This window comes from Duganella sp. AC917 (genome assembly GCF_979258245.1).
On sequence record NZ_OZ409848.1, the window covers coordinates 2503821 to 2520902 of the forward strand.

Below are 17082 nucleotides of genomic sequence, written 5' to 3' on the forward strand. Positions count from 1 at the left end.
CGGCAAGCGGACCTTATGCAACTAGCGTGCTAACCAGCGCAAAGGCCGACCTGCCCCGTCCAATCAACCAAGGAGACAGACATGACCGACATCCCCGGCGCCGGCGGCGCCTTCCTCAGCCCTGCCATCTGGCGCGACCGCATCTTCAACGGCGAATGGATCGCCTCCCAGGGCGGCAGCCACACTTTCACGGAACCGGCCACCGGCGAACAGCTGGGTCGCATCGGCCTTGCCAACGGCGCCGACGTGCTGGCCGCAGGGGTCCAGGCGCGCGCCGCGCAAAAAGCCTGGGCCAAATCGGATTACAAGGATCGCGCCGCGATCTTTCGTAGCGCCGCCGCGCTGATCGCACAACACCACGACGAGCTGTCGACGTGGATTGTGCGCGAGACGGGCGCCATACGACCCAAGGCGGATCTCGAACTGCGCGAGGCGACCGCACACCTGCAAGAAGCGGCGGCGATGCTGACGCAGCCCAAGGGTCAGCTGCTGGCCTCCGCCACCGGCACCATGAGCATCGCGCGGCGCGTGCCGCATGGCGTGGTTGGCGTCATCTCGCCATTCAATTTCCCGCTGATCCTGTCGATCCGTTCGATCGCGCCGGCGCTCGCCACCGGCAATGCCGTGGTCCACAAGCCGGACCTGCAAACCCCGATCACCGGCGGTGTGCTGATCGCCCGTATCTTCGAGGCGGCTGGCCTGCCCAAAGGCCTGCTGCATGTGCTGCCTGGCGGCGCCGACGCCGGCCAGGCCATGTGCTCCCATCCGGACATCGGCATGATCGCCTTTACCGGATCGACGACGGCGGGCCACAGCGTCGGCGAGCTGGCAGGCCGCCATCTGAAAAAGATGTCGCTGGAACTGGGCGGCAAAAACTCGCTGATCATCCTTGACGACGCCGATCCGGACATCGCCGCCTCCAACGCGGCATGGGCGACCTTCCTGCACCAGGGCCAGATCTGCATGTGCGCCGGCCGCGTGCTGCTCCAGCGCGGCATCGCCGACGCGGTGATCGAGCGCCTGGTCCACAAAGCGCGCCACCTGCCGGTCGGCGATCCGATGGGCGGCGACGTCGCGCTTGGACCGCTGATCAGCGCGCGCCAGGTCCAGCGCCTGCATTCGATCGTCGAGGACAGCATCGCCGACGGCGCCACGCTGCTGGCCGGCGGTACTTTCGAGCGGCAGTTCTACAAGCCTACCGTGCTTACCGGCGTGCGCGCCGGCATGCGCTGCTTCGAGGAGGAGCTGTTCGGTCCCGTGGCGTCGATCACCGTGTTCGACACCGACGAAGAAGCCATCGCCCTCGCCTCGGCCACCAGCGGATGCCTGGCGCTGGGCGTGATCACGCCCGGCCTGACCCGCGCGATGCGCATCGCCGACAGCGTGCCGTCCGGCCACGTGCATATCAACGACCAGACCGTGCTGGCGGAGGCGCACGCACCGTTCGGCGGCGGCGGCACCTCGGGCAACGGCGGGCGGCATGGCGGCACCGTCGATTGGGACGAATTCACGCAACTGCAATGGCTCACCATCAAAACCGAAGCACCGCGCTATCCGTTCTGACAACCACAATAATCACAAAGGAGACAGCATGAAGTTACGTAACAAGACCGTCGTCGTCACCGGCGCCGCGTCGGGCATCGGCGCCGAAGTCGCCCGACTGGCGCGCTTCGAAGGGGCCACCGTCATCGGCATGGACCGCAACGATCCGGGACTCACGCTGGACGATTTCGTCGCCGTGGACCTGAGTAGCACCGGCAGCATCGACGACGCCATCGCCAAGCTTCCGCCGCACGTGGACGCGTTGTGCAATATCGCCGGCGTGCCGGGCACCGCCAATCCGGCGCTGCTGGTCAAGGTCAATTACCTCGGCCTGCGCTACCTGACCACCGGGCTGCTACCGCGCATGCGGGCCGGCGCCGCCATCGTCAACGTCGCCTCCATCCTCGGCGCCGAATGGCCGACACGCCTCGATCTGCACAAGCAACTGGCGGCCACCGAGGGCTTCGCGGCCGGCCAGGCGTGGCTGGACCAGCATCCGGTGCCTGACGAGACGTGCTACCAGTATTTCAAGGAGGCGCTGATCGTCTGGACCTACGCGCAATCGCAGAAATGGTTCATGGAGCACTCGGTGCGCATGAACAGCGTGGCGCCGGGACCGGTGTTCACCCCGATCCTCGGCGACTTCGTCTCCATGCTGGGCGAGGAGCGCGTGCAGCGCGACGCCCACCGCATGAAGCGTCCGGCCTATGCCGACGAAGTGGCGTCCGTCGTCAGCTTCCTTTGCAGCGACGAGTCGCGCTGGATCAGTGGCGTGAACATCCCTGTCGACGGAGGGCTGGCCTCGACCTTTATCTAAGCTCCAAAGCCACTGCGCCTACAACTACATATAACTAAAACCAGGAGACAGCAATGCAAACCAAAAAAAGCCTGAGCCGGAGCATACTGGCAATGGCGGTGACGGCAACCCTTCCCGCCGCCCACGCCTACGATTTCGAAACCGCCAATCCGGAACTGAAGATCAGCTGGAACAACACCTTCAAATACAGCGGCGCCTATCGCCTCAACGACGCCGATTCGCGCCTGCTGGCAGGCGGCTATGCGCCTGCCGGTCCCGGCGACTTCACCGGCTATAACCTGGACGACGGCAACCAGAACTTCCGCAACAAGGGCATCGTCTCAAGCCGGATCGACTGGCTCTCCGAATTCGACATCGGCACCCGCACCATGGGCATGCGCGTCAGCGCCGCCGGCTGGTACGACGACGCCTATATGGGCACCAACGACAACGGCTCCTCCGCCAGCAACGCGGTCACCCTGAATGGGCAAAACGCGAACCGCTTCGCCAAAGGCACCAGGGTGCTACACGGCCGCAACGCCGAACTGCTGGACGCCTTCGTGTTCGCCAAGGGTACGCTGGGCGAGCTGCCCGGCACCATCCGCGTCGGCCGCCACACGCTGCAATACGGCGAAAGCCTGTTCTTCGGCGCCAACGGCATCGCCAACGCACAGGGGCCGGTCGACCTGGTCAAGCTGCTCAGCGTACCGGGCGCACAATTCAAGGAGATCCTGCGCCCGGTGAACCAGGTCTCGGGCCAGCTGCAAGTGGCGCCCACCGTCTCCATCGGCGGCTACTACCAGTTCGAATGGCGTCCGACGCAGATTCCGGGCGCGGGCAGCTACCTCAGTTCCTACGACGCCGCCGGCGCCGGCGCCACCGCTTTCCTGGTCGCGCCGACCAACAGCGGCGCGCCGGCCTTTATCACGCAGCCGGATATGAAGGCGAAGAACTCCGGCCAGGGTGGCGTGCAGCTCAAGTGGGCACCATCGGGATCCGACGTGGAATATGGTTTCTACGCGGCCCGCTACCACGACAAGTCGCCCTACTTCTACCTCGGTTTCGCGCCATCCTTTCCGCCGGGCGCGCCGTCCACCGTGCAAGCGGTGTACGCCGAAAACATCCGCACCTTCGGCGTCAGCGCCAGCACCGTGCTGTTTGGGGCCAACGTCGCCGCCGAGGCCTCGATCCGCCGCAACACACCGCTGGTCAGCGACCCGACGCCCAATTTCCTGTCCCGTAACGGCATCGGCTCGATCGCCAACAACAGCGGCAATCCGGCCTACGCGGTCGGCAACACAGCGCACGTCAATCTGTCGGCGATCTACGTGATGCCGACCAACCCGTTCTTCGAAGGCGCGTCGCTGCTGGGAGAAATCGCATGGAACCGCGCCACCAGCGTCGATTTCCAGGGATCGCTCGACCCGAACACCACGCGCGACGCCACCGCCGCACGCGTCATCTTCGAACCGGCCTATTTCCAGGTCCTCGATGGGCTGGACATCACGATCCCTATCGGTATCGGCTACAACATCGATGGCCGCTCGCGCGCCATCTTCAACTTCAACGGCGGCGCCGAACATGGCGGCGACTTCAATATCGGCATCAACGCCACCTACCACCAGGACTGGAAGTTCGGCATCAGCTACGTCAAGTTCCTCGGCGGGACCGGCACTTTTTTGAAGAACAACCCGGCCACCAACACACCGATCCTGAGCTACGCCCAGTCATTGAAGGACCGCGACTACATCTCCTTCAACATCAAACGCTCTTTCTAAGGACATAATTAAAATGAAAACAAGCCTGAAAATCGTCGCCGCCGCGCTGACCATCACCGCCGCACTGCCGATGCACGCCGGCGCCGCCGTCACCGCCGACGAAGCGGCCAAGCTGCAAACCACCCTGACGCCGCTGGGCGCCGAAAAGGCTGGCAACAAGGACGGCTCGATTCCGGCCTGGGACGGCGCCTACACCAAGGTGCCGGCGGGCTTCAAGCCGGGCGACTTCCGCGCCGATCCGTTCGCGGCGGAAAAGCCGGTGCTGGCCATCACCGGCAAGAACGTCGACCAGTACACGGCCAGGCTGTCCGCCGCCACGGTGGCGATGCTGAAGAAGTACCCGAACTACCGGCTCGACATCTATCCGACCCACCGCACCGGCGGTGCCCCGGCCTGGGTCTACGAGAACACGTTCAAGAACGCCACACGCGCCAAGTCGGTCGATGGCGGCTACGGCGCCGACGGCACCTATGGCGGCATCCCGTTCCCGATCCCCAAGACCGGCTACGAGGCGATCATGAACCACCGCCTGGCCTGGACGGGCGAGGCGGCGATCATGCCGCTGCGGACCGTCATCGTCACCCCGGACGGCAAGCGCGCCACCGCCACCGAGGCCGAACAGACCTTCATGCGGCCCTACTACTTCAAGGACGGCAGCCTGGATAAATTCGACGGCATCTATCAGTTCGGCCGCCTGATCACGCGTGCGCCCGCCTCCAAGGCGGGTGAAGGCATCCTGGTCCACGACGGCATCAACGAAGCCAAGCCGCGCGCCATCTGGCAATACCTGGTTGGCCAGCGCCGCGTGCGCCGCGCACCGTCGGTATCGTACGACACGCCCGATTCGGTCACCTCCGGCATCGGCTTGTTCGATGAGGCGTTCATGCTGTTCGGGCCTATCGACCACCACGAGCTGAAACTGGTGGGCAAAAAGGAAATGTACATCCCGTATAACAATAACCGCGCCGGCAGCGCCAAGATCGCCGATCTGGTCGGCCCGCAGTTCCTCAATCCGGACCTGGTGCGCTGGGAGCTACACCGGGTCTGGGAAGTGGAAGCGACCCTCATCCCCGGCAAGCGCCACGTGGTGGCCAAGCGCCGCTACTACCTCGACGAGGACACCTGGCAGATCATCATGGTCGACGGCTATGACGCCCAGGGCCAGATCTGGCGCGGCAACTACACACTGACCCTGCTGGCGCCGGACATCCCGGCGGTACTGGGCAACGTCATGTGGGGCACCTACAACGTGCAGACCGGCGCCTATCTGCTGAACGAGGCGTCGAACGAAATGCCGACGCAGTACAAAGTCATCCCGCGCCTGCCGGCCAGCTACTTCGGCCCTGAAGAGTTGGCGAATCAAGGTTCACGCTAAGGTCCCGGCTCACTGAAAGGAAAAATGATGGTCAGATCGAATCCACTCTTCACGCGCTTGCGCATGGCGCCGCTGGCGGCGGCATTGATACTGGCGCCAGGGGCCGGCGGCGTCCACGCTAACAACGTCGCAAAGGCGGCGGCGCCGGTGGCCCTCGGGCAGCCGGCATTGGTCACGCCCAAGGCGCTACATGGAGCGATGCTGGCGGTCGGCGCGGCCGGCACGCGGCTGGTGGCCGCCGGCGAGCGTGGGATCATCCTGTACTCCGACGACGCCGGCAAGTCGTGGCGCCAGGCGGCGGTGCCGGTCAGCGTAAGCCTGACGGCGCTGCAGTTCGTCGACAGCAAAAACGGATGGGCGGTCGGTCATCAGGGCGTGGTGCTGCGAACCACAGACGGCGGCGCCACCTGGCAAAAGCAGCTCGACGGCATACAGGCCGCCGCGCTGGTGCTGCGCGATGCCGACGCCGCCTTCGGACCGGATCGCGACAAGGCGGTGGCCGACGCCAGGCGACTCGTCGACGACGGTCCGGACAAACCTTTCCTCGATCTGCACTTCGACAGTCCCACCAGCGGCTACGTGCTGGGCGCGTACAACATGATGTTCCGCACCGTCGATGGCGGCGCCACATGGCAGCCGTGGCAAAGCCGCGTCGCCAATCCGAAGGGCCTGCACCTGTATGGCATGCGCGGTACCGCCAGCGCCATCTACCTCGCCGGGGAACAAGGGCTGCTGCTGCGTTCCACCGACAACGGAGACAGTTTCAAAGCGCTGCCCACGCCTTACAAGGGCAGTTATTTCGGGCTGCTCGCCGCGCGCGGAGGCGTGTTGCTGACCTACGGCTTGCGTGGCAATGCGTTCCGTTCCGCCGACCAGGGCGCGACCTGGAGCCAGGTCGCTACCGGGGTCCAGGCCTCGCTGTCCGCCGGCACCGTCATGAGCGACGGCACCGTGGTGCTGGTCAGCCAGGGCGGCGACGTGCTGGTAAGCCGCGACGACGGCCGCACTTTCGTCGCGCAGCCCGGTACCGCGCTGCCGCTGGCCGCCGTCGCGCAGGCGGGCGACGGCGCGCTGGTGGTGGCCGGATTGCGCGGAGTGCGCAGGATTCCGTAGCCGCAGCCGTTGGCGAAATAGTGACCGGACAACGTATCCGGACTACGCCCTTACTCATACGAACATGGTTGGAGCATCATGAACACAGATAACGACTTGGAACAACAGCCGGTCACACGGCGACTCGAAGACTTCGACACCGCTTCCGGCAACCTGGGCGAGCGCGCGCTATTCAACTATCGGCCACTGGTCATTTTCCTCTGCCTGCTGGCGACGATCGTGCTCGGTTTCCAGGCCACGCGGATCAAGCTCAATGCCAGCTTCGAAAAGATGATCCCCAGCGCCCACCCGTATGTGGTGAACTACCTGACCAACAAGAGCGATCTCAATGGCCTGGGTAATTCGGTGCGTATCGCTGTGGAAGCGAAGAACGGCACCATCTACGACCGCGCCTACCTCGACACCCTGCAACGCCTCAACGACGAATTGTTCCTGCTGCCCGGGGTCGACCGGCCATTTATGAAATCGCTGTGGACTCCGAGCACGCGCTGGGCCGCCGTGACCGAGGATGGACTCGACGGCGGCACCGTCATCCCGGACGGCTACGATGGTTCCACCGCGAGCCTGGAGCAGTTGCGCGCCAACGTCGCCCGTTCCGGCGAAATTGGCCAGCTGGTCGCGGCCAACTTCAAATCCAGCATCGTCTTCGTTCCGTTGATGGACAAGATACCGCAGACCGGCGAGCCGCTGGACTACCGCGTTCTGTCGGAACGCCTGGAGAAAATCCGTGCCAAATACGAAAAGGAAGGCGTCGCTATCCACATCACCGGATTCGCCAAGATCGTCGGCGACCTGATAGAAGGCCTGCAGCAGGTACTGCTGTTCTTCGTGCTGGCGATCGCCATCTGCGGCGGTGTGCTGTTCTGGTACACGCGCTGCTGGCGCAGCACCACGCTGGTCGTGGTGTGCTCGCTGGTGGCGGTGTTGTGGCAGTGCGGCCTGCTCGCCACCTTGCACTACGAGCTCGATCCGTACTCCATCCTGGTGCCGTTCCTGGTGTTCGCCATCGGCATGAGCCACGGCGCGCAGAAAATGAACGGCATCATGCAGGACGTGGGACGCGGCACGCACCGGGTGGTCGCCGCCCGCTACACGTTCCGCCGCCTGTTCGCCGCCGGCCTGACGGCGCTGCTGTGCGATGCGGTCGGCTTCCTGGTACTGGTCAGCATCCAGATCAAGGTGATCCAGGATCTCGCCGTCATCGCCAGTATCGGCGTGGCGGTGCTGATCTTCACCAACCTGGTCTTGCTGCCGGTGCTGCTGTCGTACACCGGCGTCAGCGCAAAGGCCGCGCAACGCAGCCTGCAGGCGGATAGCGGCAGCGGCAAGAAACAGCCATGGCTGTGGACCTTCCTCGACCGCTTCACCCAACGCCGCTGGGCGGCGGCTACCGTGGCAGCCAGCGTGCTGCTGGGCGTCCTTGGTTTCGCCTATAGTCTCAATCTCAAGGTCGGCGATCTGGATCCGGGCGCGCCGGAGCTGCGTGCGGACTCGCGTTACAACCGCGATAACGGCTACCTGGTCTCCAACTACGCAGCCAGCTCCGACATCTTCGTCGTGATGATCAAAACGCCACCCGACCAGTGCACCCAATACGGCACGCTGTCCAAGGTGGACGAACTGGCGTGGCAGCTGGAACAGCTTCCCGGTGTCGACTCGACCAACTCAATGGCCGCGCTGAGCAAACTGGCCACCACCGGCTACAACGAGGGCAACTTCAAATGGTTCGACCTGATCCCCAACGCCGGCGCGCTGGGCGCCGTGCAAACCCGCGCACCGCGTGAGCTCTTTAACCAAAGCTGCTCGCTGCTGTCGCTTTATGTTTATCTGAAGGATCACAAGGCGGAAACCCTGACCCGCGTGGTGAACGCCGTCGAAGCCTTCGCCACCGCCAACAACACGCCGGAGGTGCAGTTCCAGCTGGCGGCCGGCAGCGCAGGCATCGAAGCGGCCACCAATATCGTCGTCAAGAAGGCCATGCGCGACATGCTGTTCTGGGTCTATGGCGCGGTCATCCTGCTGTGCTACGCCACCTTCCGCTCCTGGCGCGCGGTGCTGGTGGCGGTGCTGCCGCTGGTGCTAACGTCGATCCTGTGCGAGGTGCTGATGGTGGTGCTGGGCATGGGCGTCAAGGTAGCCACCTTGCCGGTGATCGCACTGGGCGTCGGCATCGGCGTCGACTACGCGCTATATGTGCTCAGCGTGATGTTGAGCCGCATGCGCGCCGGCGACAGCCTGTCGGCCGCCTATCTGCACGCGCTGCAGTTCACCGGCCGCGTGGTCATCCTGACCGGCGTGACACTGGCGGTCGCGGTGGCGACCTGGCTGTTCTCGTCGATCAAATTCCAGGCCGACATGGGCATCCTGCTGGCCTTCATGTTCTTGTGGAATATGGTGGGCGCCCTGGTTCTGGTTCCCGCGCTGGCGCACTTCCTGATGCCGGGGAAGGCGCAACACAAGTCGCCCCCGGGCGCCAAAGCCGATCCCGCGCATCCGGCGACGCCCGCCCCCGAGTCGCTGCGCCACACCGAGACGGGCGCCATGATCGGCCGCGAAGATTTGCATGGCACGCACGCCTGGCTCGGCGTGCCGTATGCGCAGCCGCCGGTCGGGCCGCTGCGCTGGAAGGCGCCCCGCCCCGCGCTGCCGTGGGACGGCGTGCGCCAGGCGACCGCCTGCGGACCAGCGGCCATGCAGCCGGGCGGCGTCACGCTGGAGTTGCCGCCGGAACGATGGGGCCTGCCGGCAGGCTCCGAGGACTGCCTGTCGCTCAACATCTTCGCGCCGAGACGGGTCGCCGAGGCCTTGCCGGTGATGTTCTGGATCCATGGCGGCGCCAACTCCTCGGGCACCGCCGCCACCTACACCACGCTGCGCAACCTGGCGGGACACGACCAGGTGATCGTGGTGTCGGCCAACTACCGCCTCGGTATTTTCGGCTGGTTCAATCTCGAGGAGCTGGCGCACGGGGACGACACGCCGGCCGACCGCTCCGGCAATTTCGGTACCCTGGACCTGATCGCGGCGCTGAAATGGGTGCAGCGGAATATCGCGTCGTTCGGCGGCGACCCGCGCAACGTCACCATCTTCGGCGAATCGGCCGGCGGCCTGAATGTCTTCACGCTGCTTGCCAGTCCGCTGGCCGCTGGCCTGTTCCACAAGGCGATCGCACAATCGCCGATAACGGCCAGTTACACGGTCGCTCAGGCGCGCAACTACATCGATGACGCGCAACCGGGCCACGCCGTCAGCTCCCGCGAGCTGCTATGCGAATGGCTGCAACGGGATGGCCGGGCCGCCGACCGCGCCGCCGCCAAGGCGCTGATCGCGTCGATGACGGCGGACGACATCGAAGCATTTGTACGCGGGTTGTCGCCGCAAGCCTTGCTGGCGCCGGTCAAGCAAGGCGCGCTCAATTTTTACGACTCGCCCACTGTCGTGCAGGATGGCCATGTGCTGCCGGCCATGCCGCTGGCCGACGTGTTCTCGGACCGCAGCCGATACAACGCGGTGCCATTCATCGTCGGCACAAACCGCGACGAATACAAGACCTTCATGTCGAATAATCCCGACTACGTGCGCATGCTGTTCGGGAAGCTGCCGGTGATGCGCAACCGCGCCCGCTACCAGCGCCACGCGGCCTATATGTCCGACCTGTGGCAAACCACCTGCGCGCTCGAACCGGCGAGCGCGATGATCGCCTCGGGCCATCAAGACGTCTGGGTCTATCGCTTCGACTGGGACGAGCAGCCGGCGATACCGCTGATCCAGCCGCAAATTCTGCTGGGCGCGGCCCACGTGCTTGAGGTGGCGTTTGTGCTTCGCGATCTGGATGGCGAGTTCGATCCATTCCGCTCCTTCACGCCAGCCAATCTGCCGGGACGCAAGGAGGTGTCGGACGCGATGGCCGGCTACTGGACGCATTTCGCCCGGCATGGTGAGCCTGGCGGTGCGGCGCTACCGGAGTGGCGCCGCTGGAGCGCCAACACGTCGCACCCGCGCCTGATGGTGTTCGACACGCGCAAGGATGGCGGCACGCGGATGGTGACGCACGATGGCAGCGTCGCCGCGCTGAAAACCCTGCTGGCGCAGGACGCGTCGATGCAAAACGATCCGCGCGAACGCAGCGAACTGTATGGGCGCATGTTCGTGTGGTCGATCTTCGGGGACCGCGAGGCGGCGCCGGTGCTGGCCGCCTTCGCCCGCAAACACGGCTACACCGGGCAGCCGGAAATGTTGAAGCCGACCTATTGGCCCTGACCAGCATGCGCCCGCACAGCCAATGCTGCGGTGCAATATTATTTTTGCAGTGATGTCATGTCCCGATTGAATAACAACGCTTCCTTATGCTACTCTTTCAGCACATATCCGGGCAAAGCAGCGTGAAATCCGGGCTCTGGCAGCGTATAACGCAGACGCAACGTGTCTTGTGCAGCGCGACAAACAGGCTGAAAACCAGTGGTTCTTTGAAGCGAGAGTCTAGATGGCTGAGTCAAATTCATTCGCACGCGATGGCCACTACATAGTCTGTACGCCGGTCAAATCCGACGATGGCAAGTACCGGCCACGTTTCCGCATATATCGCGGCACCACGTCGGCCTGCGAGATGGTGCATGAGCAAACCTGCCTGTCGGAGGAATTCGGCTCGCCGCCAGACGCCAATCGCTACGCGGCCCAACTGGCCACCTACTGGCTCGATCAATGGCCGATCAAGGGTTCGTACATCCGCGCCACCGACGGACGGACGTTTTCATATCTCGGAACGTATAGCGTCGGCCATGGCGCCGACTGGAATGCGCGCGTCTATTGCGACGGCGATTTGAAGGGAACGCCGAGCGGCGTCTTCGTCTACAATTTTTTCCGCCACGAGAACATCACGCACGCGGCGGAAAACATGATCGTCGAATCGATCAACCATGGCATCGGCATCGTCGATTGATGCCGATGCCGTCAACCACAACTGTTTAGAACTTCGCGCGCACGCCGAAGACCACGTTACGGCCCGGCAGCGGCGAGATATCCTTCAACACCGACGTCGATACGCGAATCTCGTCGTTGGTCAGGTTTTTCGCCAGCAGGAACCACGTCAAATCGTAAGCGCCGACCTTCTGCGTGTACGACACATTGGCGTTGACCTGGTTATAGCTCGGCGTAACGCTGCTTTCGAAGGACGCCAGCCGGTCCTGCGACTGCGCGTGCACCAGCGACAGGCCGGCGCGCCATTGCCCCATTTTGTAGCCGGCGCTGGCGCCGACGCGGGTAGCCGGTTGCAGCGGCAGGCTGCCGCCCTGATCCAGCTTGCCGCGCGTGGTATCGGCAAATACGCGGCCCGACCAGCCGGCGCCGTGCGGGTTGTACTCCAGCTCCGCCTCGGCGCCCTGGATGGTGGCATCGGCCTGACGGAAGATACGCTGACGCAGTTCGTCGCCCGGGTTGCCCTCTTCGTCCACCAGCTGACCGGTGATCTGGCCGTAAATGAAATCGCTGACCTTGTTGCGGAACAGGTTCGCCTTCCAGCGCACCAGGCCCGTGGTCTTCTGCAGCGACAGCTCGATATTGCGCGAGGTCTCCTTGTTGAAATCGGCGTCACCGATATCGAACGTGACGGTGGCGTCGTGCGGACCGGCCGAATACAGTTCCTCGGTGGCCGGCGCGCGCTGCGCGTACGACAAGGTCGCGCCGAGGCCATAGCCCGGCACGAATGGCCACATGCCGCCGACCGACGCCGATTTCAGGTTGAACGAGCGATCGATGCCGGTGACCGGCTTGCGCTTGACTTGTTCAACCCGCGCGCCGGCGTTCACGCGCACCACGCCGACGTCGGTCTCCTCCACCAGGAAGGCTGCGTTGGACGTCGAATGCGTGACGGGCACCGTATCGGCGCCGCCTTCCGCGCTCAGTGCCGAGAAGTGCGTATTCTCCGTCTGCACGCCGAAAGTGCCGTGCCAGCCGGCGACCGGTTTGTGCGTCAGTTCCGCGCGCGTTTCCAGCGAGCGGTTTTTAAAGATCACTTCCGGCAGGTTCTCGTCGTTGAGCTCCGCGTGCTGGTAGTCGGTATAGCCGGCCTTGAACTTGAACGATTCGAAGCCCGGCAGCGGTGCTTTCACCAGGCTGTCGAAGTCGTAGCGGGTCTGCTTTTGATCGATCTTCGAACCTTCATCGCTAGGGATGCCATACAGATTGGTGAGGTGCGACACCGAGACGCCGGCGAAGCCCCAGCTGTCGACATACGACGAGCCGACACCGGCGCTGCGCTGGCGCGTCTCCGAATGCGGCAGGCGGCCGGACGTCGAGTCGGGATCGTTCAGCACTCGGTTGCCCGGAATTTTGTAGTCGTCGGTGTTGCGCGCGTTGCCGTCCACGTGCCAGGCCATCTTGCCCACCGAGCCGTCCAGCGTACCGGAAGCATTGCGGCCGTCGTCAACCGTGCTGCCGCGCGCCTCCAGTTGACCGGTGAGCTTCGGTTCCAGCACAGTGGGGATGCGTTCATTGACGACGTTCACCAGTCCACCGATGGCGCCAGAGCCGTACAGCAGCGCCGCTGGGCCGCGCAGGATTTCGATCTGCTGCGCCACCGCGCCTTCGCCGGCCACCGCGTGGTCGTTCGACAGACCCGATACGTCGGAAACGGCCATGCCGTTCTCCAGCATCTTGACGCGCGCGCCTTCCAGACCGCGAATGATCGGACGCGAGGCGCCGGCGCCGAAGGCCGAAGCCGACACGCCCAGCTCCTGCGACAGCGTCTCGCCGAGCGAGCTGCCCACCTTGTCGCGCAACTCGTCACCCGCCAGCACCTTGGCCGGGGTCAGAATCTGGTCGCTATCGGAATCACCGAAAGGCGTGGCGGTGACGATGACGCGCGGTACGGCGGCGTCGGTGGACTTGGCGGCGGTGGATTGCGCGTGCGCCAGGGTGGACAAGGCGGACAGGATCGCGCTGGCCAGCAGCGTGCGTGGGATATTCATGGGTAAACCTCTAGCTAAAAAACATGACAGGTCGCACCGTGGATGGACGAAGCCGGACCACGATGACGCAAAATTCAGGACGGATTTCGGGTGTCAGGCCAGAGGGGGAGCGCGGGACTGGAAGACGCAAACGGTGCGTTCGCAGGCGGTAAGGGTGGCCGGCGTGGCGACCACGCCGCTGCCGATGGCGACGATGGCGATGGCCACCGGCGGCGAGGTCAACGCCGCCGCCAACTGGGCGACGGTGACGCATTCTGCGCAGACCTTGTGCACCGCGATGCGCTTGCGGTGTTCGGCCTGTTCTTCGCTACTGAATTCCGCGCCGGACTGCGTGGACTGCGTTATGCCGATCCAGTGCGAATAGACGTGCGTCGCCCCGATCTGCTGCGTGAACAGCAGCAGGAACGCGAGAAACACATGAATAATTGGACGGCGATGCATCGGTCGGAGTTGGCCGGTGAGGGAACGAAGGCATTATTCTAACCGCAACGCACAAAAAAGGGGTGTGCTTTGGAGCAAGGAGGATCAGTCCTACATGCAAGCCGCTTGCACGCCGACAGCGGTCGAGCTCATCAGTAGATACGATGGGGCACACCCATCGATAAGGAGAACATGATGAAAAAGCTCACCGCACCGGCAAAATTCGCCTTGGCAATGATCCTTGCCGCAGCCGCCGTCAGTGGCTGCAAGAAGCAGGATGTCGATCCGGTCACGCCGGAAACAAAGATAGGCGCCGCATCCGACGCCGGCAACATCACCCCGCCGGTGCCAGGCAATGAATTGCCACCTCCGGCAACGCGCGCCCCGGCGCCTATGCCTATGCCGGAAGCGAACACCCCCGCATCGCATTGAACGACGCGGTAGCACCCGGGGCCGCCTAGGATTTAAGCGGCCTCGGCCTGCGTCAGTCCGACCGCATCAACCACGGCGTCCCGCTTCCTGCGCGAAAAATTGCTGCGCTGGTTCTCCGGCGCGGCGCTCAGCACCTTGTACACGATATGCCGCGGCACGCCATGGCTCATGGCGTACTCTGCTGCGGGCTGCAAACCTTCTTGCGGAAGCAGTTCCAGCGCTTCCTCGATGATGGCGGCGGTAGCGGTGGGTTTTCGGCGGTCTGATAAAGGCATTTTTCAATTCCACTAAAAATATTTAACAGAATTAAGTGTACGCCTGCAATGCTCATCCGTATGTTCGCCAGCTCACCCCGCCGCTTGTGAAAGGCTGATCCGTATGGCGATCGACTTTGCCGCCGGCACCATGCTCTCCAGTGCGTGATGCTCCAACGCCATTAAAGGATTGCACTCAGGGAAATATCCAGCCACGCATCCAGTCGGCACGTTGTACGCTACCAGCCGCAACCCTGGCACCTTACGCGCGATATTGTCACCGGTGACCGCGCTGGCATCGACCAGGTCGCCCTCCTTCAGCCCCAGCCGCGCGATATCCGCCGCATTGATCAGCAGCACCCGCCTGCCGCCTTGAATGCCGCGAAAACTGTCGTTCTCGTTATAGATCGTAGTGTTGAACTGACTGTCGCTGCGCACCGTGAACAACCGCAGCACGTCGCCGCCCGGCAGCAACTGGTCGGGATCGGCATCGAGCACCGTCGGCGCGATGAAGTTGGCGCGGCCATTCGGCGTCTTCCATTTGCGCTCGGCGGCGGGCAGCGGTCGGCGGAATCCGCCGGGCGTCCACATGCGCGCGTTGAAATCATGGAAAATCTCCGGATACGTCTCGGCGATGGCGTCGCGGATGGTCGCATAGTCGGCCACCCAGGCATCCCAGTCGATGGCGGGATACGCTGGCAGGGTCGCCTTCGCCAACCCGGCGATGATCGCCGGCTCCGAGCGTAACAGTTCACCGGCCGGCTCCGCCCTGCCCTTCGAGCCGTGCATGTGGCCGGTGCTGTCCTCGACTGCCACCGACTGCTCGCCGCCGGCCTGCCGGTCGATCTCCAGCCGCCCCAGACACGGCAGGATGTACGAGACCGCGCCATGTACCAGATGGCTGCGGTTGAGCTTGGTCGCGACCTGCACGGTCAGCCGCAGCCGCGACCAGGCCGCTTCCACGCGCTCGGTGTCGGGCACGGCGCGCACGAAGTTGCCTCCCAGAGCGATGAACGCCTGCACCGACCCATCGAGCACGCCCTCGCAGGTCTCGACGGTATTGAGGCCCTTGTCGCGCGGGGGCTCGAAACCATACTGTTTCGCCAGCTGGTCGAGTGGCGCCAGTTCCGGCTTCTCGGTGATGCCGACGGTGCGCTGGCCCTGCACGTTGGAATGGCCGCGCACAGGACAGATCCCCGCGCCCGGCTTGCCGATATTGCCGCGCAAGAGCAGCAGGTTAGACAGCATCTCCACATTCTGTACGCCCAGCCGGTGCTGGGTCAGGCCCATGCCGAACACGCCGATCACTTTGCTCGCGCTGGCATAGACGGCCGCCACCTCCTCCAGGTCGCAGCGCGCCAGGCCAGAGTGCCGCTCAATCTCGCTCCAGCTTTCGGTGCGTGCGCGTTCGACCAGCGCATCCAGCCCGGAGGTATGCTCGGCGATGAAGCCTGTATCCAGCACGCGTGGCGCGCCAGCGGCGAGCGCCGCGTCGTCGGCCGCGATCAAGGCCTTGCACAAGCCAAGTATCGCCGCGCTGTCACCGCCGGCCCGCACCTGTAAATAGTGGGTGCTGATGGTGGTCTCGGCGGGGGTCAGCATTTCGGCCGGCGACTGCGGATTGGCGAAGTGCAGCAGGCCGGTCTCGCGCAGCGGATTGAAGGTGATGATCGGGATGCCCCTGCGGCGCGCCTCCTGCAACTGGTGCAGCATCCTGGGGCTGTTGGTGCCGACGTTCTGGCCGAAGAACAGGATGCAGTCGGTGTGCTCGAAGTCCTCAAGCGACACGGTGCCGATCGGTACACCGATGGTCTTGGGCAGCGCCACGGAGGTGCTCTCGTGGCACATATTGGAGCTGTCCGGCAGGTTATTGCAACCATAGAGCCGCGCCAGCAGCTGGTACATATATGACGACTCCAGCGAGGCGCGACCGGAGCAATAGAAAACCGTGGAGCGCGGCGCCAGCGCCTTCAGTTCGCGGCCGATTTCTGCGAACGCGCTGTCCCAGTCGACCGGCACATAGCGGTCGCTTGCCGCGTCCCAGCGCAATGGGGTGGTCAAACGCCCCACCGATTCCAGTTGATGGTCGCTCCAGCCTAGCAGCTCGCCGACCGTGTGCTTTTCGAAGAAGGCGGTGTCGCAGCGCTTACCCGTGACTTCCCACGCGGTGGCCTTGGCGCCGCTCTCGCAAAACTCGAATGGATGCGGATTGGCCGGCTTGGCCCACGCGCAGCTGACGCAGGCCACGCCATCGGTCTTATTCAAGTGGATCAGCAGCTTGCTGCCCTCGAACGGCACATGCTCGGTCAGCAGCGCGGTGGCGACCTTCTTCACCGAACCCCATCCGCCTGCGGGATGGGGATAGGGTTCTGGCGTGGTGGATTTCATGGACCGTCCTTGGTAAGAA

The 17082-nt window shown here is 64.3% G+C and carries 12 protein-coding genes and 1 pseudogene; 9 read left to right on the forward strand and 4 right to left on the reverse strand.

From position 1 onward, the window contains the following. Positions 1-81: 81 nt before the first annotated feature. From ACZ0BA_RS10800 to ACZ0BA_RS10835, 8 genes and pseudogenes are all read left to right on the forward strand, one after another. Entirely contained in the window at positions 82-1563 is a 1482-nt protein-coding gene (locus ACZ0BA_RS10800; protein ID WP_463451281.1) for a benzaldehyde dehydrogenase, read from the forward strand. A gap of 28 nt (positions 1564-1591) precedes the next feature. Then, positions 1592-2359, forward strand: a complete 768-nt coding sequence (locus tag ACZ0BA_RS10805; protein ID WP_463451282.1) for a coniferyl-alcohol dehydrogenase — start codon at positions 1592-1594, stop codon at positions 2357-2359. A 53-nt stretch (positions 2360-2412) separates the two neighbouring features. After that, entirely contained in the window at positions 2413-4116 is a 1704-nt protein-coding gene (locus ACZ0BA_RS10810; protein ID WP_463451283.1) for a DUF1302 domain-containing protein, read from the forward strand. Positions 4117-4129: 13 nt separating this feature from the next. Continuing rightward, entirely contained in the window at positions 4130-5491 is a 1362-nt protein-coding gene (locus tag ACZ0BA_RS10815; protein ID WP_463451284.1) for a DUF1329 domain-containing protein, read from the forward strand. A gap of 27 nt (positions 5492-5518) precedes the next feature. Continuing rightward, positions 5519-6604: a WD40/YVTN/BNR-like repeat-containing protein gene (locus tag ACZ0BA_RS10820; protein WP_463451285.1), complete on the forward strand. Its 1086-nt coding sequence runs from the start codon at positions 5519-5521 to the stop codon at positions 6602-6604. Positions 6605-6682: 78 nt separating this feature from the next. Next, positions 6683-10165 (forward strand): annotated as a pseudogene (locus tag ACZ0BA_RS10825) (carboxylesterase family protein); the annotation flags it as partial. 45 nt (positions 10166-10210) lie between these two features. After that, positions 10211-10864 carry a carboxylesterase family protein gene (locus tag ACZ0BA_RS10830; protein WP_463454741.1) on the forward strand — a complete coding sequence of 218 codons (654 nt, stop codon included), beginning with the start codon at positions 10211-10213 and terminating at the stop codon, positions 10862-10864. A gap of 223 nt (positions 10865-11087) precedes the next feature. Further along, entirely contained in the window at positions 11088-11543 is a 456-nt protein-coding gene (locus tag ACZ0BA_RS10835) for a hypothetical protein (protein WP_463451286.1), read from the forward strand. Between the two features lie 25 nt (positions 11544-11568). On the opposite strand, the gene ACZ0BA_RS10840 is transcribed toward ACZ0BA_RS10835, so the two are convergent. Both ACZ0BA_RS10840 and ACZ0BA_RS10845 read right to left on the reverse strand, forming a co-directional pair. Beyond that, positions 11569-13569 (reverse strand): TonB-dependent receptor, encoded by a 2001-nt coding sequence (locus ACZ0BA_RS10840; protein ID WP_463451287.1) that lies wholly within the window; start codon positions 13567-13569, stop codon positions 11569-11571. Positions 13570-13662: 93 nt separating this feature from the next. Then, positions 13663-13986 (reverse strand): hypothetical protein, encoded by a 324-nt coding sequence (locus ACZ0BA_RS10845; protein ID WP_463451288.1) that lies wholly within the window; start codon positions 13984-13986, stop codon positions 13663-13665. 198 nt (positions 13987-14184) lie between these two features. Here ACZ0BA_RS10845 and ACZ0BA_RS10850 point away from each other — a divergent pair, with 198 nt between their 5' ends. Then, a complete protein-coding gene (locus ACZ0BA_RS10850; protein WP_463451289.1) occupies positions 14185-14421 on the forward strand; it encodes a hypothetical protein in 237 nt (78 codons plus the stop codon). A gap of 32 nt (positions 14422-14453) precedes the next feature. Here the strand turns inward: ACZ0BA_RS10850 and ACZ0BA_RS10855 are convergent, their stop codons facing one another. Then, complete coding sequence (locus ACZ0BA_RS10855; protein ID WP_463451290.1) at positions 14454-14696, reverse strand: hypothetical protein; 243 nt, start codon at positions 14694-14696, stop codon at positions 14454-14456. Positions 14697-14768: 72 nt separating this feature from the next. Then, entirely contained in the window at positions 14769-17063 is a 2295-nt protein-coding gene (locus ACZ0BA_RS10860) for an FdhF/YdeP family oxidoreductase (RefSeq protein WP_463451291.1), read from the reverse strand. Between the last annotated feature and the right edge of the window lie 19 nt (positions 17064-17082).